The organism is Gammaproteobacteria bacterium (assembly GCA_013001575.1).
Taxonomy (GTDB): Bacteria; Pseudomonadota; Gammaproteobacteria; order Steroidobacterales; family JABDMI01; genus JABDMI01.
Genome location: JABDMI010000056.1, coordinates 1 through 23,735, shown reverse-complemented (window position 1 = coordinate 23,735; position 23,735 = coordinate 1). Strand labels below are relative to the sequence as shown.

Genomic DNA, 23,735 nt, shown 5'->3' with positions numbered 1-23,735 from the left:
GGTATTTCTCGGCAAACTTGCAAGACCTCTATGGCCGTATCATTTACAACGAATATTACTCTTCACCGGTTTTTATAAAAATTCCAATAGTTGATGATTACATTAATAACCTGGGACTTAAGTTGTATGCCCATGTCACCGACTCTAATTACATTCCACGCTTTTTCGTCGTACGTGAAAACAGTATTAATGCTTTTGCTTACCCTGGCGGAACAATCGGGGTACATTCCGGTTTAATTCTGGCATCGCAAACCGAAAGTGAACTTGCGGGAGTACTTGCTCATGAGATCAGTCACGTTAGTCAAAATCATATAGCTCGTTCTATTCAAAACTCGGCCCAAAATGCTCCCTTACAAATATTAACCACTTTGGCCGCACTGCTTGCAGCCAGTCAAAGCTCAAGCACTGATGCCATGGCGGGCACTCTGGCCGTCACTCAAGGTCTTTTTGCCCAACAGTCCATAAACTTTACCCGCAGTCAGGAAACCGAAGCCGATCAGGTTGGCATAAAGTTAATGGAAAAAAGCGGATTTAGTGTGACCGGTTTTCGTGATTTTTTCAGTCGCCTGGCCAAGGCCCGTGGCACTGATACATTATTTCCGATTCCGGAAATGTTAATGACCCATCCCAAACCAAGTTCGCGTATTGCTGAAACCCGTTCGCGCATGACCATTGAAAATTCCAAACCGGTGGCCAATAGTTTTTCTTACGAAATGGTTAAAGTATTAATGGCCAATGAACACAAACTGGATAGCAGTGTTTATCAGGAAGATGCGGTAAATTTCTCTGATTCTGGAAAAATATTTGATCAGGCCATCAAACTTGCCATCTCCGAGCCTGTAAAATCCGAAGCTTTGCTGACACAACTCACCGACGCCGAGTTTCATCCCTATGTACATTTACAACTGGCCCAGCAACAGCTCAACATGGCCAAACCGGATAAGGCACTGGAGACAGTGGATAATGCCCTGCGTTTGTTTCCGAACAACGCCTTATTGAGCTTATTCAGAGCAGAGCGCTTACTTGAGAAAGGCCAGAACACAAGAACTATTGAGGAACTCTCTCAATTGCAGTTATTTTCATCCAATCCGCGTATACCCGCCCTCCTGGCCAAAGCCTACGAGAAACAGGGCAACAAGATAGAGGCCTATTACCACATAAGCCGGCATTACTATGCTGTCGGGGATTTTTATCGCGCCATGTACCAACTGGACAATGCACTGGCCACTCCCGGTATCAACCAGGAACAAGAACGACGCATACAACAACGCTACGACGATATTTATAATGAACTGCCCGACAAACTTCGCGAAGAGATCATCCGCGCCAAGCGTTTTCCCAATAGTCGGATCTGACGATAAGTACTTGGAAGTAAGTTAAACCAGATAATTTCACCAACGCAGCACACGAGCATAAAGTTTCCGGGTCTGGGAAATTGGATTCATCTATAATCGATCAATCAATTTCAAACACAAGATCTAACTTATGCAATATACAAAATTGGGTAGTAGCGGACTAGACGTTTCCAGAGTTTGTTTGGGCACCATGACCTGGGGCAAACAAAACACGCAAACCGATGCGGATGAGCAACTCCTATACGCACTGGATCAAGGCATAAACTTTATTGATACTGCCGAAATGTATCCGGTGATGCCAGATGCGAAAACCCAAGGTGATACCGAACGTATTTTGGGTAACTGGCTTGGCCGCCACTCGCAGCAACGGGAAAAATTGATCCTGGCCAGCAAAGTCGCCGGTCCGGGATTAAGCTATTTGCGTGGCGGCTCGAAAGTCACAGGCAAGAGTGTGACTGCGGCCATTGAAGGCTCACTGGAGAGACTCCAGACCGATTATATTGATCTGTACCAGATCCACTGGGCCAATCGTACCAGCCCGCACTTCAATCGACACTGGCTTGGCACCGTTGACCCCGGACACAATAGCAGGGATGAACAGATTGCTGACATGCTCGATATTTTGCAAGCAGCCGATGCCGCAATCAAAGCCGGAAAAATTCGCTTCCTGGGTTTATCCAATGAAACTCCCTGGGGATTAAGTAAATACCTGGAACTCTCGAAAGAGCATAATCTTCCCAGAGTTGTTTCCATGCAAAACGAGTTCAGTTTATTACACGCCAAGGACCATCCTTTCATGCTGGAGTCTTGCATCATGGAAAACATTGCTTACCTGCCCTGGTCACCCATTGCCGGTGGAGCCTTGTCGGGCAAGTATGCCAATGGAAACATACCCAAAGGCAGTCGCTGGTCGTTTGAACAACGCAACGGAATATTTCGCGATACCGAACTGGTTCACAAAGCCGTGGCTGAATATTCACAATTGGCACGCAAGAACAATATGACACCTGCACAATTAGCGCTCGCCTGGTGTGACCAGGTTCCTGGTGTGACCTCTTCGATCATTGGTGCGACAACTATGCCTCAGTTGAAAGAAGACATTGCCGGCTTTGCAAATGCCTTGTCGGCAGAATTAGTCAATGAGGTATTAAAGATATTCAAAAAATACCCGATGCCTTTTTAATGTTTTAATTAGTACATCGCATTTTCAGATTTGATCCAGATCAAGTTGCCGTGCTCGTGATTATTAAATAATACGTAGAATAATTTTTAATAAAAACCGAGACCAACATGATCAGTAAAAAGCTGGCACGCAATATCAATCAGGCGCTAAAGTCACGTTTTCCCATAATCTATATTCTAGGCTCTGAAGAAGATCGCATCGAGGAAACCCTGGCATCAATGGCGCAAAGCCTGTTCAAGGACAAATCCTCTTTTGTCAGCTGGTCAGGTTTTGACGGTTTTTCCGATAAGAGTGATTGTAGGGACCCGCTGGAAGCCTTGCATCGGCTCAAGGACGCCAAACAACCGGGGATTTTCCTGTTTAAAGATCTGCCGGTTGAGTTTGACAATCCTAAAGTGATTCGTGCGTTACGGGACCTGTATTACGAATTAAAAAATAAGAACATCGTGCTGGTTATCTCTCATCCCGCCTTAAAAATACCTGAATTGCTAAATACTGTCGTTTATCTGATCGAAATGAGCTTGCCCACCAAGGAAGAGGCTTTTCTGCATATTAAATCTATTCTCAAGGCAAACACTAATACCAATCTCACGGATGATGAGGTTCAACAGTTCTCGATTGCCATGCTGGGATTAACCCTGAGTGGAATTGAACACTTTATGTCGCGTTTTATGCAATCTGAAGTTAGTGGTGCAAAGTCATTTATCCCTGAACTGCTTGAGGAGAAAACCCAGATCCTGAAAAAGGAAAGTGTGCTGGAATTTGTACCCATCAAACAATCGCTGGAACAGATTGGCGGTCTGGATAATCTTAAGGAGTGGGTACTGGAACGCAAACATTTATTCAGTAACGAAGGACTGGACTCCGGACTGCCGATGCCGTCAGGCATATTATTTATGGGGGTGAGTGGTTGTGGAAAAAGTATGGCCGCCAAAGCCGTCGCCAAAGCCTGGAATATCCCTTTGGTCAGACTGGACATGAGTCTGGTGCTGTCCGGAGCCTACGGCCCACCAGAAACCGCTTTTACCCACGCCACGCACATCGCAGAACAAATTGCCCCTATTGTGTTGTGGATCGATGAATTGGAAAACAGTCTGGGTTTCGATGACCGCGCTGGTAGCAAACAAAATGTGAATATTTTTTCGAGTTTTTTAACCTGGATGCAGGAAAAACCCAGTGGTGTGTTTCTTGCCGCAACTGCCAACCGGATCCAGGAATTGCCGGCTGAACTATTACGCAAAGGGCGATTTGACCAGTTATTCTTTTTGGATCTGCCCAATAAGTCTGAACGCGAGCATATCATTTCCATTCATCTTGCTTTGCAAGGTGCGAATGCGGAAGATTTCGATCTCAGCTACCTGGCCGCCTCAACCAAGGACTGGAGTGGAGCCGAGATCGAGCAGGCCGTGAAATCAGCGCGCATCCAGGCCAATATGGAAAAGCGCAAAATGACTGACCGTGACGTCGGGCATACTGCAGCCGGGATGGTGCCACTTGCCCATACCATGCGCGAACAGATCAAAGCTATCAAACAATGGTCGATTGATCGTGCGGTGCCGGCTTCAAGGGGTGAAAAATAAATTTCAATTTTGCACAAAAAATCCCGCGCTGTTTCCAGTTTCGGGATTTCATAGTGATCCTAAATAGAGTTCATGAATTCAAAAAAGTGTGTGGGTTTACTCCAAGTCAGCCGAGTACTCACCCTTAGCCGCCAGGCCATTCAACTTGGCGCGTTTCATCATGGCCGCCTGTCCAGCAGCCAGGTTTTCGTCTTTACCTTGCCAGGCTTGCAAGGCGTCGGCTTGTAAGGCACGGCCGTAAGAGAAGGTTAGCGCCCAAGGTGAGCCGCCCAGTTTGTTCATGGCATCCAGATGTTTGGTGGCATCCACTGAAGACTGACCGCCTGACAAAAATGCGATTCCCGGTACTGCTGCAGGTACATAGCGTTTCAAAACTCGAACCGTGGCTTCGGCTACTTGATCTACTGTAGATTGCTTGGCATGACCTTTGCCCGAGATGACCATGTTTGGCTTTAGTACTATTCCTTCCAGTGCAACACCGTGATTATGCAATTCACGGAAAGTTAAACTCAACATTTCGGCAGTCACTTTTTCACAAGTTGCTTGCGAGTTATCAGCATCCATTAAAACTTCCGGTTCCACGATCGGCACGATGCCCGCTTCCTGGCACAATGCCGCATAAGCGGCCAAAGCCTGGGCATTCACTTCCAGACAATGACGGCTTGGAATATTGTCGCCGATGGTAATTACTGCACGCCATTTGGCAAAGCGTGCACCCAGTTCATAGTATTCCGCCAAACGCTCACGAAGATTGGTTAAACCCTGGGTCCATTTCTCGCCAGCAAAACCGGCCAGATCTTTAGCGCCCATATCAACTTTTATTCCTGGCACTATGCCCTTGTCAGCAAGTAATTTGGGAAACGCCACGCCGTCCTTTGAACTTTGACGCAAAGTTTCGTCATACATTATTACGCCGCCAATGTATTTTTCAATACCATCCGCGCTAAACAACATTTCACGATAGGTACGACGCGAGTCTTCGGTGGATTCGGTATTGATAGTTGCAAAACGTTTGCCAATGGTTGGTGTACTTTCATCGGCTGCAAGTATTCCCTTGCCAGGTGCAACCATGGCTTGTGCGATTTTTTGTAAGTCTTGCAAATTACTCATGTTCTATCCCCGAATATTTTGTGCTCAAGACCTTGCCCCAAGCAGCGTAATGTTGAAATTACTAAGCGATTTGGTGTCGCCAGAGTGCATAAAGGTGGCGATGATATCAAATCTAAAACTGTACAAAACCGAAATCCTTATGTCGTGATCTAATTGAATAAAATAAGGACAAAATTGATAACGCTGTCATTTATAAAACTGCCACGATTTCACACACATTCGGCTTATCGCAAGGAGCAATTTTTTTCGCCCAATTCCACTAACTTGCGTTAAAATAGGACCAAATTGGTACGAATTAAGCGTTTAGAACAGATCAAAATGCTTACATCACCAAGAAATAGGAATATTTTATGTTAAAAATCAGCAAGTTAACAGATTACGGGACCTTGGTGCTGAGTACCATGGCAGCCGCACCAGACACGCAGTTTAGTGCCTCGGAACTGGCTAAACAGCTCGGCTTGAGTAACTCAATTGTGAGTAAAATACTCAAGCTGTTGTCACGTGCCGATCTGCTGAATTCGCACCGGGGTGCACACGGGGGCTATCTGCTCGCACATCCAGTAGAAAACATTAATGCTTTAGACATTATTCGCGCACTGGAAGGCCCGGTCGCACTCACCGAATGCAGTACCGACCATAACGATTGTGAGATCGCCGCGGTATGCAAAATGCAAAGCAAATGGCAGGTCATCAATTTGGCCATTCGCCGTGCTTTAAGCGAATTAACCCTGGCCGACTTAAGCAAACCCATACCCAAAAAAATGAATATCGATCTGATTAATGCCTTGTCTGTGTTTAATAGCAGCACGACTGACAACGCATTGGAGAATGCATCATGAAAGCAATTCAGGATCATGTAGATTCCAAATACAAACACGGTTTTGTTACTGATATCGATTCCGACACCCTGCCACCCGGATTGGATGAAGATGTTATTCGACATATCTCGCGCATCAAAAACGAGCCCGAATTTTTACTCGAGTGGCGACTTAAGGCTTTTGCGCATTGGAAAACCATGCCAAAACCGGATTGGGCCAAACTGAATATTGAACCCATTGATTATCAAGCCATCTCGTATTACTCCGCTCCCAAGGTTGATGAGAACGCGCCCAAAAGTCTGGATGAGGTCGATCCGAAATTACTCGAAACCTATGACAAACTGGGAATACCACTGCATGAACGTGCCAGACTTGCGGGTGTTGCTGTAGATGCCGTTTTCGATAGCGTCTCGGTGGCCACTACATTTAAAGACACTTTGCACAAAGCTGGGGTGATCTTTTGTTCATTCTCGGAAGCCGTGCAAAAATACCCGGAATTGGTTAAACAATACCTGGGTACTGTGGTTCCCATTCAGGATAATTTTTTCGCAGCCTTGAATAGCGCGGTATTCACCGATGGATCCTTTGTGTTTATCCCCAAAGGTGTGCGTTGTCCAATGGAGTTGTCGACCTACTTTCGAATCAACGCGGCCAACACCGGACAGTTTGAACGTACATTAATCATTGCTGAAGACAAATCTCACGTAAGCTATCTGGAAGGATGTACCGCACCGATGCGTGACGAGAATCAATTGCACGCTGCTGTGGTTGAACTGGTCGCTCTGGAAGACGCCGAAATTAAATACTCCACCGTGCAGAACTGGTACCCGGGCGACGAGAACGGTGTGGGCGGGATTTATAATTTTGTGACCAAGCGTGGCGATTGTCGTGGTGACCGCTCCAAGATCTCCTGGACTCAAGTTGAAACCGGTTCGGCCATTACCTGGAAATACCCCAGCTGTTTACTCAAGGGCGATGATTCGGTCGGTGAATTCTATTCGGTTGCGGTAACCAATAATTACCAGCAAGCCGATACCGGGACCAAAATGATCCACATCGGCAAAAACACCAAAAGCACCATCATTGCAAAAGGCATTTCGGCCGGAAAGTCGAACAGCTCCTACCGTGGCCTGGTCAAGATCTTGCCCTCAGCGACCAATGCGCGTAACTACAGTCAGTGCGATTCCTTGTTAATGGGCAGCGAGTGCGGTGCGCATACCTTCCCGTATATAGAAGCCAAAAACCCGAGCGCCAAGATCGAGCACGAAGCCACAACTTCAAAGGTCAGCGACGATCAACTCTTCTATTGTCGCCAACGTGGTATCAGTGAAGAAGACGCCGTAAATATGATTGTGAATGGCTTTTGCAAATCGGTATTTAAAGAATTGCCCATGGAATTTGCCGTGGAAGCGCAGAATTTACTGGCCGTTAGTCTGGAAGGCGCGGTTGGATAATCAACTTACAAAACACATACATTGAGATTGGAAAACACATGTTATACATTAAAAATTTACACGCTGCCATCGACGGCATCGAAATCCTTAAAGGCATTGATCTTTCGATCAAGGCCGGCGAAGTACATGCCATCATGGGGCCCAATGGCTCGGGCAAAAGCACTCTGGCCAGTGTTTTGGCTGGTCGCGATGAATATGAAATAACTCAAGGTTCGATCAACTTTGACGGCAAAGACTTGCTCGAACTGGAAATTGAAGAACGTGCGCGTGAAGGATTGTTTTTGGCGTTTCAATACCCGCAAGAAATTCCCGGCGTGAACAATGTGTATCTGCTCAAAGCCGCGGTGAATGCGGTACGCAAGCATCGCGGTCTGGACGAGTACGATGCTTATGACTTTCTGGCACTGGTCAGGGAAAAAGTGAAATTCATGCACATGGATGAAAGTTTTTTACATCGCGGCGTGAACGAAGGTTTCTCCGGGGGCGAGAAAAAACGCAACGAGATTTTGCAAATGTTAATGCTTGAACCCAAGCTGGCGGTTTTGGATGAAACCGACTCCGGGCTGGATATCGATGCCCTGAAAGTTGTATCAAAAGGCGTGAATGCCATGCGCTCCAAAGATCGTGGCATGCTGCTGGTCACGCACTATCAACGCTTGCTGGATTACATCAAACCGGACTTTGTGCATGTGCTGGCCAATGGCCGTATCATCAAAAGTGGTGATCATACACTTGCGCTGGAACTGGAAGCCAAGGGTTATGACTGGTTACTGGATGAGGCAGCCTGAGATAGATCATGACAATCACCGCATTAAAAACCAATTCACCTGAGCAAATTTTGCAATCCTTATTCGCTCAGCAAGCAAATCAGTCGGCGTCGCAGTCGGATGCCATTGCAAGAGTGCTGGATAAGGGTGCGCCCACACGGCGCACCGAACGCTGGCGCTATACGCCCTTACGTAAAGTCTTTTCACCGGACATGGCAATGTCAGCGGATTCGATTGCGCAAGTGCCTTCGCATCCTGCCCTGGAAAAACTTTCAAATACAGTTCAGCTAACCATATTAAATGGCCAGGTACACGGTAAAATTGACTCGGCTGACATACAAGTCAATGTCACCGAGAATGCAACAAGCGTAAACCCTCTCAAACATCAAGATACATTTATTGATGATTTGAATATTGCCTTCTGCAATAAAGTTATTCATATAAAGCTCGCTGGACTCCTGGAATCTCAACTCGTCATTCATTTGCATCATAGTTTGCTGAATGCCTTGCAAGCTACGCGGCTGGAGATAAGTTGTGCGGATAATTGTGATGCGAAAATATTGCTTTTACACACATCCGACAGTGCCTCGCAATCCACTTTGATTCCTGTAACTATTCTGACAGCGGGTCAAAACAGCGACATAGAACTTATTCATGTACAGGACCTTGGTTCGGATAGCAATCAATTGGGCAAAAGCCATTTTCAGATACATCGTGACGCGGTGGTCACTTTTACCCAGCTGGAATTGGGTGGCCAACTGGTGCGCCATGATGTGGTTGCCGATGTACTCGAGCCGGGCGCAGAATTCAATGTTAGCGAGTTAATGCACACTACAGACAAACAGCATCACGACACCCATCTGGATGTGTACCATCATGCCGAGCATACCCAGTCCACCATGCAGGTTAAAGCTGTTCTGGATGATAAAAGTCGTGGTGTGTTCAATGGCAAGATATATGTAGAAAAAGACGCGCAACAAATTAACGCCAATTTGAATAACGACAATCTGCTTTTATCGCAATATGCCGAGATCAACACCAAACCGGAACTGGAGATCTACGCCGACGATGTGAAGTGTGCACACGGCGCAACCGTTGGGCAACTGGATGAACAGGCACTTTTTTACTTACGTTCACGCGGTATTGATCCGGATGAAGCCGAGAAAATATTGATCGCGGCATTCTCACGTTCCACCTACCAGGCTCTGGTTCCTCAGGATCTGGAGCACTGGCTGGATCAGCGCCTGGGATTTAAGGCATGAATCAGTTAGCTAAAGACCTGTCTACAAATTTTGATGTCGAGCGCTATCGCAAAGACTTCCCGGCATTGCATCAAGAGGTGCATTACAAGCCCCTGGTGTATCTGGACAATGCCGCCACCTCACAAAAACCACAGAGTGTGATTGATGCAATTCATACTTACTACACACAGCATAACTCCAATGTACATCGCGGAGTGCATACATTAAGTGGTCGGGCAACCGATCTGTACGAAGCCACCCGTGAAAAAATCGCACACCATATCAATGCCAATTCAAGCAAGGAGATCATTTTTACCAAAGGTGCCACTGAAGCGCTCAACCTGTTGGCGTTTAGCTTTGGTGAACACGCGATCAATGAAGGTGATGAAATTATTGTGTCTGGCATGGAACACCACTCTAACCTGGTTCCCTGGCAACTGCTGTGTGAACGCAAAGGCGCGACCTTAAAAATCCTTCCAATCACCATCAAAGGTGAACTCGAGCTGTCCAAATTAGCGGAATTGATCTCCAGCAAAACCAGACTCATCAGTGTTGTGCATACCTCTAATGCCCTGGGCACGGTAAACCCTGTTAATGAGATTATCCGGATCGCTCACCAACACGACATTCCGGTTGCCATAGACGGTTCGCAGGCTTTACCTCATGCCGCGGTCGACATGCAAGCCCTGGATGCCGAATTTTTTATTTTCACCGCACACAAAATGTTTGGCCCTACCGGTGTGGGTGTGTTGTATGGCAAGGAAGACTGGTTAGACCGGCTCCCGCCCTATCAGGGTGGTGGCGACATGATCCGCACGGTTACTTATGAAAAAAGCGAATACAGTGACCTGCCCTATAAATTTGAAGCGGGAACCCCGAATATTGCCGGCGTTGTAGGACTGGGTGCCACGCTAGACTATTTGCAAACAATTGGCATGCATAATATTGCCAGCTATGAAAAACAATTAGTTGACTACGCAGTGGAGCAGGCCCTGGCCTTTGACGGATTGACCCTGATCGGACAACCCGCACAACGTTCTGGCGTATTGTCCTTTGTGATTGATGGCGTACATCCACATGACATTGGCACAATTGTGGACTTTGAGGGCGTTGCCATTCGCACTGGTCACCATTGTGCCATGCCGGTTATGGACTTTTTTGGTGTACCTGCTACGGCGCGTGCCTCATTTGCTTTTTATAACACTTTTTCCGAAGTTGACGCTTTGTTCGCGGCGTTGGAAAAAACCAAAGCCTTGTTAAATTAAAACCGATTGACAGAAATTATGGATTTAAGAGAACTTTACCAACAAGTGATTGTGGATCATAACCGTAATCCACGAAACTTCCATAAACTGGATGAACCTTGCCAACAGGCTGAAGGCCACAACCCCTTGTGTGGTGATAAAGTCACTGTTTATGTAAAAGTCGCTGACAACAGTATCCAAGATGTCAGTTTTGAAGGCAACGGCTGTGCCATCTCCGTAGCATCGGCCTCCTTGATGACCGAACACTTGAAAGGCAAAAGCCTGAAAGAGGAAAAGTCATTATTTAATTCTGTACACGATGCCCTGACTGAAAAAGATTCTGACGTAGACCTGATGCAATTTGGCAAATTGGGTGTGTTAGCGAATGTTAAAAATTTTCCCATGCGGGTGAAATGCGCCACCTTGTGTTGGCACACACTTGAAGCCGCATTAAATGAAACACAAAGTGTTACCACTGAATAATATTGAAAGATTAAATTATGATGATGCACCCTTTACAAGGCGAACCCGTGGATCTAAGTCGTGATGTTGACGCGGTAATGGTACCCATGGGCAATATCGTGAATCTCCCGCAAGGCACGAGTGTGAACATCACTCAAAGTCTGGGTGGCAGTTTCACCGTGTACATTGATGGCACCTTATTCCGCATTGCCGGTACCGATGCCGATGCTCTGGGCAAAGAAGTGATCCCGCCGCCTGTGATACCGGAAAATGCCTCGGATGAACTGGTTGAAGAGATTATCTGGTCACAAATGCGGACCGTATTTGACCCAGAAATTCCGGTGAATATTGTCGATTTGGGACTGATATACACCTGTCATGTCACTAAAGATGACGACGGCCAGCGCCTGGTGCATGTCACCATGACCTTAACCGCACCGGGCTGCGGAATGGGGCCATTCATTGCCGATGATGTGAAATACAAAATCGAGATCATCCCGACTGTAAAAGAAGCCAATGTGGAAGTGGTGTTTGATCCGGCCTGGTCAAAAGACATGATGTCGGACGAGGCAAAATTACAAACCGGTATTTATTAATTTATCTTCAGCACAGGAGTTAGCCATGGCCAGTAAATTCAATTCATTCAAGGAATTCTACCCTTACTACCTTTCTGAACATCAGAACTTAGCCTGTCGCCGGTTGCATTTTGTTGGCACTGGCCTGGTGTTGGGCCTGGCTTTGTACTTTACTCTGGCCGGAAAATGGAACTACTGGTGGGCCTTATTGTTATGCGGTTACGGGTTTGCCTGGGTCGGACATTTCTTTTTTGAAAAAAATCGCCCCGCCACCTTTAAAAATCCGTTTTATTCACTGCTCGGTGACTTCGTGATGTTCAAGGACATTGTGATTGGGAAAATAAAACTCTAACCTGTAATAATGAAAATCAATCTGGTCTCATCACCACGTAATCGTTCGACCTTGTTGATGTATGCCTTTGCGCAAAGGGCCGATACCCGGGTTGTGGATGAACCTTATTACGCCCACTATCTGAGCCAAAGCGAGGTGACCCACCCCGGTCACGCCGAGGTTATGGCAGCTCAGGCTAATGACATCCAGTCTGCACACCATGAATTACTCAAAGCCCCGGGTGAGCATCTGTTTATAAAGAACATGGCGCATCATTATCGAGAAGCTGATTTCAAGTATTTACTAGACTTCACCAATATTTTATACATCCGAAACCCGCGCGCTATTATTCGCTCTTACAGTAAAGTCATAAACTCGCCGACCGTTGATGATGTTGGCATTCAACAAGTCGAACGCATTTTTAATTTCCTTAAAACAAACGGGCAAAGAATCCTGGTTCTGGATTCGGATGCGTTGGTTACAAACCCTGAAAAGGTTTTGAGGTCATTATGCCGTGCATTGACAATACCCTTCGACAAGGCAATGCTTTCCTGGGAACCAGGTCCCAAGCCATATGATGGTGTATGGGCCAATTACTGGTATCACAATGTACATAACTCTACCGGCTTTAAACCAAAAGACCATGCCGGGGAAGAATATGCATTACCGCAAACTCTTGAAGCGCTGGCCGTTCGTTGTATGCCGGCTTATGAAACATTAAAACAGCACAGCCTGACCATTGAATAAGGAACCCTCGTGTTACAACATTTTGATCCACGCAATGAACATATAAAAGTATTCATTAAAGACCGCCTGTACCCTCGCAATGAAGCGAAAGTGTCGGTATTTGACAGTGTGGTCCAGGGCGGTGACGCCGTGTGGGAAGGGCTACGCGTTTATCCAGAAGGCATTTTTTGTCTGGACAGGCATTTACAAAGATTACAAGATTCAGCCAAAGCGATTGCAATGGCAGATGTACCGGATAATGATTTTATTATTCAAGCAATTCGCAAAACCCTGAAAGCCAATGGCATGCACAAGGATACGCATATCCGCTTGACCCTCACACGTGGCGAAAAGATCACCTCCGGCATGGACCCGCGACTCAATCAATCCGGTGCATGCCTGATCGTTCTGGCGGAATGGAAGCCTCCGGTGTATGACAATGATTCCGGCATCACCGTTATCACCAGTTCTATTCGCCGCAATAATCCCAATTTCCTGGATTCCAAAATTCACCACAACAACCTTTTGAATAACATCCTGGCAAAAATACAGGCCAATGTGGCCGGTGTGGATTCCGCCATGATGCTGGATGAACACGGCTTCGCGGCCGAACTCAATGGCACGAACGTGTTTCTGGTGAAAAACGGTGTTCTTTTCACGCCACACGCCGACGCCTGTCTGCATGGCATCACCCGGGGGTTGATCATCGAACTGGCCTGCACAAATGGAATCGAGGTCATTGAGAAAAATCTGTCCATGACCGAGTTTTATACCGCTGATGAAGTATTTGCGACCGGCACCATGGGTGAACTGACACCAATCGTAATGATCGATGGTCGCGATACACGCGCAGATCAATACAACATGCTTGAATTTCTGCAAAAATCGTTCGCTGGATCTCGACAAGAATATTGCCACAGCATCGAGTAATTCCCGTTAAATATCGATCATACCGGTCATTCCATAATTAAATTGTTCCACATATGGAACAATTGTCATTAGCTGACATTCTCTCACCCGCATCAAATTCCAGTTATTGCCACATTTAACGAAAAAACCTGCTATTTAAGCTAAAATAGAACCAACTTTAAAACTCTAATAAATCCGCCTTAGCACTGTTTGTGTATCAATTTTAAAACAGTCTTGTAGAGCAGATACAAGAGTAGAATAAATTCCGTATGGGCGAATGAATGATTAAACGGACACTAATAACCCTGATAAGTCTGGCCGTATTTGTCCTGGCCATTTACTATGCATTAAATACGAACTTTTATACTTCAGAGCAACTGGACGAAGTGCGTTCGCAAGCCATTCTAAAAGCGCGAGACGGCGATTATGACTACGCTCTTAGACGTCTTGAAGTACTGATCAAGTACGACCAGAATTCCAGAGATGTCTGGTATGACTATTTCACGGTGCTGCAGTGGTCCGGCCAAGACGCTCAAGCACTCGATACCCTGGAACACATTGACCTGGGAAATGCACCGGATTACTTTATTGAAAGCAGTCTTGCTCTGGTTTCAAATTCATCCGCTGAGACCAATATTCAACAACTCTCAAAACTGTTTGATGGCCTACTGAGCAATACTCTTTATCGGGACTCTGGTTATTTGGCCCGGATGCACGCCGCGAGTCTGGAAGCTGAACTTGAGACCGAATTCATTACAAGTCTCGACCAGTTTGACTCACAGCATCCACTCTTACAAAAGATCTGGTTGGACAAAACAGTGGATTTGGCCAGAAGCGGTGATGTAAATTTGGCTCTAGAGCAATTTTCCGGCGAATTCCCTGATCGCAAAAATGATTTGGCCTTTGTTGCGGAATATTTGACAGTACTGAATTGGGCTCGTGATCATGAACAGGTTACTGATCTGGCAACCGACTACGCATTTAACGATTTGCCCGAATATGCACAACTTGCTGTAGCGGATTCTTTTCAGGCCATTGGCGACCTGAATTCCAGTCTGGTTTACTTTACCAGCCTAAATGAGAACTTCCCCAAACCGGAATATATCGGGCGTGTTGATACAACTAATAAATTGATTGCTATTGCGATTCAAAATGAAAATGACCGACAACAGCGATTACTCCAGCAAAAGATCGCCCAACAAAAAAAGGAATTGGCTGAAAAGAAACACAAAATTGCGCTTGCCCGTGAGCGTTGGTTTCAAAATGCAAGCTTTAGTGAAATAAATAAAGAACTGAAAAAATACCCGAATTCACAGAAATATTATGACCGTTGGGAATTACTGGCAAAAGATTTGACACATACAACGGGTACTTCAAAACTCTCGCTTATTGAAAACAACCTGGATGGCCACCCTCAAGATTCCTTGATCTATCAAAATTATGTTACTCAATTGAGTTGGGATGAGCAGTATCAAAAAGCAATTGATGTGTTTAATCAATTGCCAAATGATATTGAAGGAAAAGCGTATTTTTATGAAGCGGTTGCTGTAGCAGCAAGGCACACCGATAATCCTCAATTGGCATTAATGCTGTATACCAAATTGCCCGATGAGTCTTTCACAGATAGCGACATTATTCTGGGCAAGGCTCTTGCCCTGCAAAAACTGAATAATCCGGACTCGGTCATCAGTTTATTACGCGGATTTGATAAAAAGAAATTAAATCTTGACTTGCTCTATAGTCTGGCTGATGCGTACCGTGAGAAAAATGACTGGGGTAACGGCCTGGCAACACTGGAGAGCATATTAAACATCAACCCGTTGGAGCAACGCGCGCTGCAAGGCAAAGCAACGATTCTGATCGATAATAACCTGCCTTTTCAGGCAAATGCCATTTTACAGAAACATCCCGAGATCATTGACCGCGAAACCGAATTGGCTATTCACGCAGCAATGAACACGTATGCGATGCGGGAAGCCGCTGACGATAACAGTTATAGCGAACAACAGTCTGCCATTGAAACTGCCAAAATCATAAACAACAATTATCTGGATGTAATTAACAACGGCGATGCACCGCAAAAGACTCTTATCAACGCCAAGGCAGATAAAACGCTTCTGGATTATTTAAGCAAAGACCATGAAAAAGTTATAACCAGTTATCAAAACAGCGTCGATACAACCCCGGTTTACATTTTGAATGAAGTGGCCAGTTCCTATCTGGCCTTGAAAAAACCTGTTGAAGCATTGCAGATCTCAGAAAAAAAACTTGCGATAAAAAATGATGATTTTTCTTCACTCAGCAATGCGTATTTTGCATCACTTGAATTGAGTGATTTTCATAAGGCGAATGATTTCCTGAAGCGCATGGATAAGTACATACCTAAATGGATCTACTCGGCTGATGGCGAACGCAGTATCGAGAACCCACGCCGGGAAAGTGTGGAATTAATGCTGGCAATGCATCAAGCCTATATAAATAACCTGCCTGCGGCTCAATTAAGTCTTGAAAAGCTCGTGGCAATAGCGCCCGCCAATAATGAATATCGCACTAGCCTGGCAACAATCTACCGCTGGCGTGGTTGGCCCGAACGTGCCCTTGAAGAATTGAACATTGTAGCCAATAGCGATCGCGGTTATTTGCCTCGCGAAGTTGCCGAGAGTCATATCCAGATTGATCAAAATGCACGTCGTGATGCAGCAAAGAAAGTAGCCGAACTTTCAAACACTTACCCGAAAAACGAGGCCGTCATCCAGTTACAGGAAAGATGGCAACTGGAAAATTTACAAAGTGTGTATATTTCTGGTGACTATTCGGATTCAGACGGTTCCAACTTTTCCAGCCAGGATCAGAACCTTTCAATTGAGTGGTTGAGTAAACCCCTGAATCACCATTGGCGCGCACTGGTTTTCAGTGATCTGAAGATGTCACAATTTTCGAATTCTGATGAAACTGTCAGCTATACAGGAACTGGACTAAATTACCGTGACGCCTGGGGCGACTTTACCGCAAAAATTTACAATGTCTCGGGTCTTGATTCACTTGGCCTATCACTGGAAAGCACTGTTGTGCTCAATGATCATTTTGATCTTTCGCTGAAAGCCAGTAGCTTCAGCACAGATACGCCATTGAGAGCGATTATCGATAAGGTTAAATCACGATCATTTGCAGCTGGTCTCGATTATCGTGCCAATGAGCGCAGTCACACTGGCATCTATGCATCTATTGATGACTTCAGTGATAACAATAAACGCACGAATCTTGCATTGAATGCCGGCCAAACCCTGTTTGAAAACGAAAAAAACAAATGGTCTTTGTTTGAATCGCTTTATTGGCAGTCCAATAGTGAAAATACAAACAGGAACTACTTTAATCCGGACAAAATGCTGTCTGCATCCATTGGTTTCGAGTATTCATCCAATATATACAAATATTATGAAAGATCATTCACGCATAGAATTCGTCTGGAAAGCGGTTTTGTAAATCAAGATGACTTTTCCAGCAAACCGGCTTTAGATTTGATGTATTTTCATGACTGGGAATTATCCAGACGCCTGAATTTAAATTATGGCCTTGGTTATCGCAGCACTTATTATGACGGCCTGAAGGAATCGGGACCCAAGATCCATTTTGGATTGGGGTACAAGTTTTGAAAAAGACTATCCTGATCATCGTCTTTGTTATCAGCGTGTTACATAACGCGGGTGCAGCCCTGTTTGCGCAAGAGTACAAACAAGTTGAGTTCACTGCATTTTGCTATCACGATGTTCGCAGTGATGTATTTGGCAAGTTATACCACGACACCAATGCGCTGAATATTCAGCACTTGATCCAGCATTTCCAGTGGCTCAAAGATAAAGGCTACACAGTTGTTTCCAGAGAACATATCCAGCAAGCAAAAAACGGTACGCATGAACTGCCTGATAAAGCTGTACTGCTCACTTTCGATGATGGTTTAATCAGCCTTTATCACAGTATCTTTCCATTACTAATTGCATTTGATTATCCCGCGACCATTGCGATCGTTACAGACTGGATCGAAAATGACACTATAAACATCGTCTATGGAAACCAGACCAGAACGGCTAAAGATTTTCTGACCTGGGATCAGATCAGTGAAATGTCGGACTCGGGCTTGATTGAGATCGCCTCACACACGCATAACATGCATAAAGGTGTAATTGCCAATCCGCAAAACAACGCCCAGCCCGCAGCAACCAGTCGCATATATCAAAGCGGGTATGAAAGCGACGAAGAGTATGCGTCGCGCATCACAAAAGACTTGCAAACCTCTGCTAATCTAATTGAGCAGCATACCGGCAAAAAGCCAAAATCCATTGTGTGGCCATACGGCATGTACTCTGAACATGCCTGGAAAATTGCACAAGAACTTGGATTCGAATCTTCATTAACTCTGGGTGCTGGTGAAAATGTTTCTATAAACAGTGAACACATTGATCGTCACTTGATTGATAAAAATCCGTCTCTGGCAGAATTCAAATCGTATTTCAGAGTGGATCCGCATAACTTTCCACAACGCGTGATGCACATTGATCTGGACTATGTATACGATGATGACCCTGTTCAACAGGAGAAGAATCTGGGACTGATGCTGGAGCGTGTCAAAAAAATGAGCATTAACACTGTATTTCTTCAGGCCTATGCAGACTCCGACGGCGATGGGAACGCCAACGCATTGTATTTCAAGAATGAGCACTTACCTGTCAAAGCCGATCTGTTCAATCGCGCTGCATGGCAACTGAGAACCCGTACCAGCGTGAACGTATATGCCTGGATGCCGGTCTCGGCCTTTGTTTTCGACGATGCACCGGAAATAAATGAAAAACTGGGAGTAAAGGCCTGGCAAGCAGGCGAGATCATATCATCTGATAATAATTACAAAAGACTTTCAATATTCAATCCGGCCGCCAAAGAAATTATTTATTCAATTTACGACTCATTGTCAAAATACAACACCTTTGCGGGAATTCTGTATCACGACGATGCTTTATTGACAGACTTTGAAGACCTTGGCGATGATGCAATTGGCTATTATCGAAATGCCGGTATTGAATTTGAGAGCATCAACGATCTTATTCACGATCGGGCCATTTCAAATCAATGGGCAAAGGTCAAATCCAGGGCAATTATCGATTTCACAAATGAATTAACGGCAATTATCAGGTCCTATCAACCCGAAATTAAAACCGCGCGAAATATTTATGCACAAGTGATCACAAACCCGGTTTCTGAACACTGGTTTGCACAAAATTTTGAAGCGTTTGTCAGTAATTACGACTATACCGCTGTAATGGCTATGCCCTACATGGAACAAAAAGCCAACCCTGATGCCTGGCTAACCGAGCTGGCCAGACTGGTTAAGCGAAAAAACGTTTCGGTAAATAAAATTATATTTGAATTGCAATCGAAAAACTGGTTAAACGGAGAAAACATCGATAGCCGTATTCTGGCCAGACAAATGAAAATCCTGCAAGCAAACGGAATTGCCAACTACGGTTACTACCCGGACGATTTTATAGGAAACCACCCACATTTTGAAACCATTGCGCCATTAATGTCGCTGGCGACTTACCCGTATTACAAGAGATAAATATGAATAATATCGTGTCTTTTTTACTTGATTTTGCTTACTACTATCCATTGTTTATTGCCTGTGTATGGATGATCGGTGCAGTTTATTATCGTTTGCATTGGGAAACCAGCAAAAGCAAGGACTACCGCATTCCTCCAAAGCTGGAATCTTATCCGGGAGTATCCATCCTTTTGCCATGTTACAACGAAGGTGATCTGGCCGAAGAAACCGTCAGTTTGTTGTATGAACAAACCTATCCGAATTTTGAAATTATTGCAGTTAATGATGGCAGCTCAGACAACACCAAAGAAATACTGGACGCCTTGCAGAACAAGTTCCCGGAGCTAAGGGTAGCGCATCTGGAAAAAAACCACGGCAAAGCCACAGCCTTAAACATGGCCGCGATGATCGCAAAACACGAGATTCTGGTGTGTATTGATGGCGATGCCGTCCTTGACCCCTCAGCTCTGCACTGGCTTGCCAGTCATTTTATCGGTACCTCCTCTGCCCGGGTGGGTGCGGTTACCGGTAACCCGAGAGTCAGAAATCGCTCAACCTTACTCGGTAAGATCCAGGTTGGCGAGTTCTCATCCATAATCGGCTTGATCAAACGCGCGCAACGCATTTATGGTCGCATATTTACGATATCTGGCGTAGTCGCAGCATTTCGCAAATCCGCATTACATCGCATCGGTTACTGGACCACCGACATGATCACAGAAGACATTGACGTGAGTTGGCGCTTACAAATGGATCATTGGGATGTGCGCTATGAACCGAATGCACTGTGTTGGATTTTAATGCCGGAAACATTCAAAGGGCTTTGGCGACAACGCTTGCGCTGGGCTCAGGGCGGTATGGAAGTCTTTAAAAGATATGGCAGCAAATTATTGAACTGGCGCAAGCGACGAATGTGGTTAGTTGCACTGGAATACATTATCAGTATTTGCTGGAGCTACACTGTTGCAGCAATCATTATTCTTTGGGCGCTCGGTCTTTTTATTCCAATCCCCGAACCGTATTACATTTCAACCATCATCCCGGGTTGGAACGGTGTTTTATTGGGTATAACCTGCCTGATGCAATTTGCAGTCAGCCTGGCAATCGACTCACGTTACGAAAAAGGCCTGGGTAAATATTATTACTGGATGATCTGGTACCCGATTGCATACTGGTTATTAAATGTTATAACCACCGTGGTCGGCGTTCCAAAAGCATTACTCCGTGAAGAAGGTAAACAAGCAACTTGGGAAAGCCCGGATAGAGGATTAACCAATGAATGATTTTAATATGATACTGGACCATCCAGACGCTTTAAAAAGACACCATAAAATTACCAGTGCAGGCATTACCCTGGTATTTTGGTTAATGATCATTTATTTATGGCAGCCGCTCATCAGTTTGATCGCCTGGGCTTTTGGTTACAAACTCTTTTATGAACACATGCTGATCCTGGGCGGCCTGGATGGCCTGCTTGAAATACTTTTCTACTATATGATCACCGTGTTGATCTTGGGTGGTGGCCTGATTCTCTGGGCTAGAATAAATAACTATCGCTTTAGAGGAAAGCCTCGCAGAAACGGCGTACCCCCGGTTAAACCGGAATGGGTGGCTGAATATTTTGAGATCGGGGCAGCAGAACAAGCGGTGTGGTCAAACACTAAAAATTTGACCATCTCGATATCTGAAGATAACAGGATTTCTGCTTCAATTTCCAATTAAGCAATGCATTTTACGAAAAACTTGCGCCAGCCTTAGCACTCTGTCACATTAACCGCCAATCCACCTTGCGAGGTTTCTTTGTAAACCGTGGACATGTCCTCTCCTGTCTGGCGCATGGTTTCAATGACCTGGTCGAGAGAGACTTTGTGTGAGCCATCACCTTGCATGGCCATACGCGCCGCCGATACCGCTTTCACTGCAGCCATGGCATTGCGTTCGATGCAGGGGATCTGCACCAATCCGCCAATCGGATCACAGGTCAGGCCTAAATTGTGTTCCATACCGATCTCGGCGGCGTTCTCGATCTGGGCATTGGAACCCTTGAGGGCCGCTACCAGGCCTGCCGCTGCCATAGAACAGGCCACGCCAACTTCGCCCTGACAGCCCATCTCGGCACCCGAGATAGAAGCATTCATTTTATACAGCATACCGATGGCGCCTGCGGTTAGTAAAAAGCGGATCACACCCTGGTCATCACTATTGGCCATGTGGAAACGATAATAATGTAGAACCGATGGAATGATGCCTGCCGCACCATTTGTGGGAGCAGTGACCACACGACCCCCGGCGGCATTTTCTTCATTCACGGCCAAGGCATACACGGTTAACCAGTCCATGGCTTGAAAACCGTCTATGACTTTATTCTGGTTCAGTTTTTTCAGCATATCAGGCGCACGTCTTTTAACACGCAAGCCGCCAGGTAGTTCACCGCTTTGCTGAAAACCACTTTGTACGCAATCTTGCATCACTTGCCAAATGTGCAAAACCTCAGTTTCAACTTCTTGTTGGTCTCTCCAGGCCAATTCATTTTTGATCACCAACTCGGGAATACTCAGGCCATGTTTTTCACACAGCTGCAAAAGCTCTACTGCATTCGCAAAGGGATATGCTATGCGGGACTGCTTGGCCGATTCTTCGGTAACGCCCTTTTTCGGATCTTTGGCAATAAATCCCCCACCAATAGAAAACCAGGTATCTTGAACCAAGACCTCATTATTCGCGTCCATGGCCGTAAAACGCATACCGTTGGGATGCTCGGGAAGAAACTGGTCAGACAAGAACAAAACATTCAATGCCTCATCGAATGGGATGGTCTTCTCTTGCAGTAAGTTTATTTCCCTTTGTTTTCGAATTGTTGCCAATGCCCTCTGAATAGTTTGCACGTCCACTTTATCGGGCTCGAATCCGGAAAAGCCCAATAACAGCGCAGTGTCTGTTCCATGTCCCTTACCGGTTAACGCGAGAGAGCCGTACAATTGCACGGACACACTCTGGATCGTGGAAAAAACCTTACGAATTTTGCAATCCAGTAAAAACTGCCGCGCAGCACGCATGGGGCCTATGGTGTGTGAGCTTGAAGGCCCAATGCCGATCTTGAAAATCTCAAAAATTGATAAAGACATGCTAGGCGTTCAAAGATCAATGAAGCATTTAAAGGGTATTACAGCCACTGATCTTTTTCCTGAATGTCGTGCATTTTGGCAAATTCATCAATGCCTAATTGCATTAACAGGTCAACAGTATCCAGCATAATCCAGCTTTCTCTGATCACATCTCCCGAACGTCGCCACCATTCCATCATGCGTATTTTAACCGGTTTATCGGTTGCCTCTACCCCGAGCAGTTCACCGCTGTGAATGCCTTTTATACATTCCCAGCCACAAGCTCCCATAAACAAGCCATCGGCAAACTGGGTGTGATGGTTATTCAGTTTGCGTTGCGAAAGACCGGTAAAAAGCGGGTTTTGAAATGAATCTTTCAAACCATCTATTCCTCTACTGGCTCCGAATCCAGAGCTAATATAATGTTGAACATTGGGATGAAAATATTCCTTGTGTCGTAATAGATCGATATTTGCCACAGTGGAGTCAAAATGTCTGGTCTCATCCAGCCAGTTAGTGACCAGCTTGCTGGTTTTGCGGGTTTCAGTATGCTCCTGGGCACGTACAACCAGCCCATTATAACTATGTGGCTTTGGCCACCAGCCTTCAACGCCGTAACTCTCTTGTAATGGCCAGAGATTAACCTGACGCATGACATCCAGCAGATCGACCAGAACATACATTTCTTTGATCTTGTTATCCTGCATTTTGACAAACTCACCCACCCGGATGGTTAACAGTTTTCCACTGGCAGGAATACCCAACCAATCTTCCTTGAAGGTTGCCGCGAAATGACCCATTGTGCTGACCCAATGATCGCCTTTGTATACACCGGCACACAATATGTCGTTATAGCGCTCAAAGTCGGGAAATGATCGGCAAAACGGTTTCCAAAAATTAATGTAGACCCCGGCCTGCCCACGAATATCGTTTAATGGATGCGGTCCGTGCCACAAAACGTCTTCATGCAAATAACCTTTTAAAATTTCGGCAACACTGATGTCATCGGCTGCTGAAAGTTTCTGTTGAAAATCCCAGATTATCGCTTTACTTTGCATTAATGCTTCATTTGCCATGCGTTCGCCCTCTTGTCCTTTCCCAATATAGTTATTCAATCAGTCCGTATTTGCAAGGAAAATCGCAGCAATTATCAATTTTTCCTAGGTACTTTGCTCTAGAGAAAGCAAACTGGTGTTACCTCCAACCGCCGCCGTATTGACGGTTAGCGTTTTTTCAGTCGCAAAGCGGTGCAAGTAATGCGGACCACCAGCCTTGGGCCCGGT

Annotated in this window: 20 protein-coding genes; 17 read left to right on the top strand and 3 right to left on the bottom strand. The window is 45.6% G+C overall.

All coding sequences use genetic code 11. From position 1 onward, the window contains the following. The 3 genes from HKN88_05190 to HKN88_05180 all read left to right on the top strand — a co-directional run. The coding region (locus HKN88_05190; GenBank protein ID NNC97448.1) for a M48 family metalloprotease at window positions 1-1,355 on the top strand (1,355 nt) is incomplete at its 5' end. 130 nt (window positions 1,356-1,485) lie between these two features. Continuing rightward, window positions 1,486-2,538: an aldo/keto reductase gene (locus HKN88_05185; protein ID NNC97447.1), complete on the top strand. Its 1,053-nt coding sequence runs from the start codon at window positions 1,486-1,488 to the stop codon at window positions 2,536-2,538. Between the two features lie 110 nt (window positions 2,539-2,648). Next, entirely contained in the window at window positions 2,649-4,118 is a 1,470-nt protein-coding gene (locus HKN88_05180; GenBank protein NNC97446.1) for an AAA family ATPase, read from the top strand. Window positions 4,119-4,214: 96 nt separating this feature from the next. Here the strand turns inward: HKN88_05180 and HKN88_05175 are convergent, their stop codons facing one another. Then, window positions 4,215-5,228: a fructose-bisphosphate aldolase class I gene (locus HKN88_05175; protein NNC97445.1), complete on the bottom strand. Its 1,014-nt coding sequence runs from the start codon at window positions 5,226-5,228 to the stop codon at window positions 4,215-4,217. Window positions 5,229-5,578: 350 nt separating this feature from the next. Between HKN88_05175 and HKN88_05170 the strand changes: the two genes are divergently transcribed. The 14 genes from HKN88_05170 (at window position 5,579) to pgaD (ending at window position 21,070) form a co-directional block, all read left to right on the top strand. After that, window positions 5,579-6,067: an SUF system Fe-S cluster assembly regulator gene (locus HKN88_05170; GenBank protein NNC97444.1), complete on the top strand. Its 489-nt coding sequence runs from the start codon at window positions 5,579-5,581 to the stop codon at window positions 6,065-6,067. After that, window positions 6,064-7,500 carry a Fe-S cluster assembly protein SufB gene (gene sufB, locus HKN88_05165; protein NNC97443.1) on the top strand — a complete coding sequence of 479 codons (1,437 nt, stop codon included), beginning with the start codon at window positions 6,064-6,066 and terminating at the stop codon, window positions 7,498-7,500. Before HKN88_05170 ends, sufB begins: the two co-directional genes overlap by 4 nt. A 38-nt stretch (window positions 7,501-7,538) precedes the next feature. Continuing rightward, window positions 7,539-8,288 carry a Fe-S cluster assembly ATPase SufC gene (gene sufC / locus HKN88_05160; GenBank protein ID NNC97442.1) on the top strand — a complete coding sequence of 250 codons (750 nt, stop codon included), beginning with the start codon at window positions 7,539-7,541 and terminating at the stop codon, window positions 8,286-8,288. Between the two features lie 8 nt (window positions 8,289-8,296). Continuing rightward, on the top strand, window positions 8,297-9,529 hold the full coding sequence (sufD, locus tag HKN88_05155; protein ID NNC97441.1) for a Fe-S cluster assembly protein SufD: 1,233 nt from the start codon (window positions 8,297-8,299) through the stop codon (window positions 9,527-9,529). Next, on the top strand, window positions 9,526-10,773 hold the full coding sequence (locus HKN88_05150; protein ID NNC97440.1) for a cysteine desulfurase: 1,248 nt from the start codon (window positions 9,526-9,528) through the stop codon (window positions 10,771-10,773). The genes sufD and HKN88_05150 overlap by 4 nt, the downstream gene beginning before the upstream one ends. A gap of 15 nt (window positions 10,774-10,788) precedes the next feature. Further along, complete coding sequence (locus HKN88_05145) at window positions 10,789-11,235, top strand: SUF system NifU family Fe-S cluster assembly protein (protein NNC97439.1); 447 nt, start codon at window positions 10,789-10,791, stop codon at window positions 11,233-11,235. A gap of 23 nt (window positions 11,236-11,258) precedes the next feature. Then, a complete protein-coding gene (gene sufT / locus HKN88_05140) occupies window positions 11,259-11,810 on the top strand; it encodes a putative Fe-S cluster assembly protein SufT (GenBank protein NNC97438.1) in 552 nt (183 codons plus the stop codon). A 25-nt stretch (window positions 11,811-11,835) separates the two neighbouring features. Continuing rightward, entirely contained in the window at window positions 11,836-12,141 is a 306-nt protein-coding gene (locus HKN88_05135; protein ID NNC97437.1) for a DUF962 domain-containing protein, read from the top strand. Window positions 12,142-12,150: 9 nt separating this feature from the next. Further along, window positions 12,151-12,867, top strand: coding sequence for a hypothetical protein (locus HKN88_05130; GenBank protein NNC97436.1), 717 nt, complete (start codon window positions 12,151-12,153; stop codon window positions 12,865-12,867). A gap of 9 nt (window positions 12,868-12,876) precedes the next feature. Then, entirely contained in the window at window positions 12,877-13,776 is a 900-nt protein-coding gene (locus HKN88_05125) for an aminotransferase IV (protein ID NNC97435.1), read from the top strand. Window positions 13,777-14,036: 260 nt separating this feature from the next. Continuing rightward, the gene (gene pgaA / locus HKN88_05120) at window positions 14,037-17,408 is read left to right on the top strand and encodes a poly-beta-1,6 N-acetyl-D-glucosamine export porin PgaA (protein NNC97434.1); all 3,372 of its coding nucleotides are present in this window, start codon (window positions 14,037-14,039) and stop codon (window positions 17,406-17,408) included. Beyond that, on the top strand, window positions 17,405-19,366 hold the full coding sequence (gene pgaB, locus HKN88_05115) for a poly-beta-1,6-N-acetyl-D-glucosamine N-deacetylase PgaB (protein ID NNC97433.1): 1,962 nt from the start codon (window positions 17,405-17,407) through the stop codon (window positions 19,364-19,366). Before pgaA ends, pgaB begins: the two co-directional genes overlap by 4 nt. Further along, window positions 19,363-20,631, top strand: coding sequence for a poly-beta-1,6 N-acetyl-D-glucosamine synthase (gene pgaC / locus HKN88_05110; protein ID NNC97432.1), 1,269 nt, complete (start codon window positions 19,363-19,365; stop codon window positions 20,629-20,631). Before pgaB ends, pgaC begins: the two co-directional genes overlap by 4 nt. Continuing rightward, the gene (gene pgaD, locus HKN88_05105) at window positions 20,624-21,070 is read left to right on the top strand and encodes a poly-beta-1,6-N-acetyl-D-glucosamine biosynthesis protein PgaD (protein ID NNC97431.1); all 447 of its coding nucleotides are present in this window, start codon (window positions 20,624-20,626) and stop codon (window positions 21,068-21,070) included. The genes pgaC and pgaD overlap by 8 nt, the downstream gene beginning before the upstream one ends. Before the next feature lie 32 nt (window positions 21,071-21,102). Here pgaD and HKN88_05100 read toward each other — a convergent pair whose 3' ends face one another. Both HKN88_05100 and HKN88_05095 read right to left on the bottom strand, forming a co-directional pair. Continuing rightward, window positions 21,103-22,473 carry an L-serine ammonia-lyase gene (locus HKN88_05100; GenBank protein NNC97430.1) on the bottom strand — a complete coding sequence of 457 codons (1,371 nt, stop codon included), beginning with the start codon at window positions 22,471-22,473 and terminating at the stop codon, window positions 21,103-21,105. A gap of 38 nt (window positions 22,474-22,511) precedes the next feature. Then, complete coding sequence (locus tag HKN88_05095; GenBank protein ID NNC97429.1) at window positions 22,512-23,528, bottom strand: SnoaL-like domain-containing protein; 1,017 nt, start codon at window positions 23,526-23,528, stop codon at window positions 22,512-22,514. Window positions 23,529-23,735 lie beyond the last annotated feature (207 nt).

What these genes read in the sequence shown, in the direction of transcription:
- pgaD (NNC97431.1), top strand. Translation starts at nt 20,624, where the DNA reads ATGAATGATTTTAATATGATACTGGACCATCCAGACGCTTTAAAAAGA.
- HKN88_05135 (NNC97437.1), top strand. Translation starts at nt 11,836, where the DNA reads ATGGCCAGTAAATTCAATTCATTCAAGGAATTCTACCCTTACTACCTT.
- sufD (NNC97441.1), top strand. Translation starts at nt 8,297, where the DNA reads ATGACAATCACCGCATTAAAAACCAATTCACCTGAGCAAATTTTGCAA.
- HKN88_05175 (NNC97445.1), bottom strand. Translation starts at nt 5,228, where the DNA reads ATGAGTAATTTGCAAGACTTACAAAAAATCGCACAAGCCATGGTTGCA.
- sufC (NNC97442.1), top strand. Translation starts at nt 7,539, where the DNA reads ATGTTATACATTAAAAATTTACACGCTGCCATCGACGGCATCGAAATC.
- HKN88_05185 (NNC97447.1), top strand. Translation starts at nt 1,486, where the DNA reads ATGCAATATACAAAATTGGGTAGTAGCGGACTAGACGTTTCCAGAGTT.
- HKN88_05095 (NNC97429.1), bottom strand. Translation starts at nt 23,528, where the DNA reads ATGGCAAATGAAGCATTAATGCAAAGTAAAGCGATAATCTGGGATTTT.
- HKN88_05170 (NNC97444.1), top strand. Translation starts at nt 5,579, where the DNA reads ATGTTAAAAATCAGCAAGTTAACAGATTACGGGACCTTGGTGCTGAGT.
- sufT (NNC97438.1), top strand. Translation starts at nt 11,259, where the DNA reads ATGCACCCTTTACAAGGCGAACCCGTGGATCTAAGTCGTGATGTTGAC.
- sufB (NNC97443.1), top strand. Translation starts at nt 6,064, where the DNA reads ATGAAAGCAATTCAGGATCATGTAGATTCCAAATACAAACACGGTTTT.
- HKN88_05100 (NNC97430.1), bottom strand. Translation starts at nt 22,473, where the DNA reads ATGTCTTTATCAATTTTTGAGATTTTCAAGATCGGCATTGGGCCTTCA.
- pgaA (NNC97434.1), top strand. Translation starts at nt 14,037, where the DNA reads ATGATTAAACGGACACTAATAACCCTGATAAGTCTGGCCGTATTTGTC.
- HKN88_05130 (NNC97436.1), top strand. Translation starts at nt 12,151, where the DNA reads ATGAAAATCAATCTGGTCTCATCACCACGTAATCGTTCGACCTTGTTG.
- HKN88_05150 (NNC97440.1), top strand. Translation starts at nt 9,526, where the DNA reads ATGAATCAGTTAGCTAAAGACCTGTCTACAAATTTTGATGTCGAGCGC.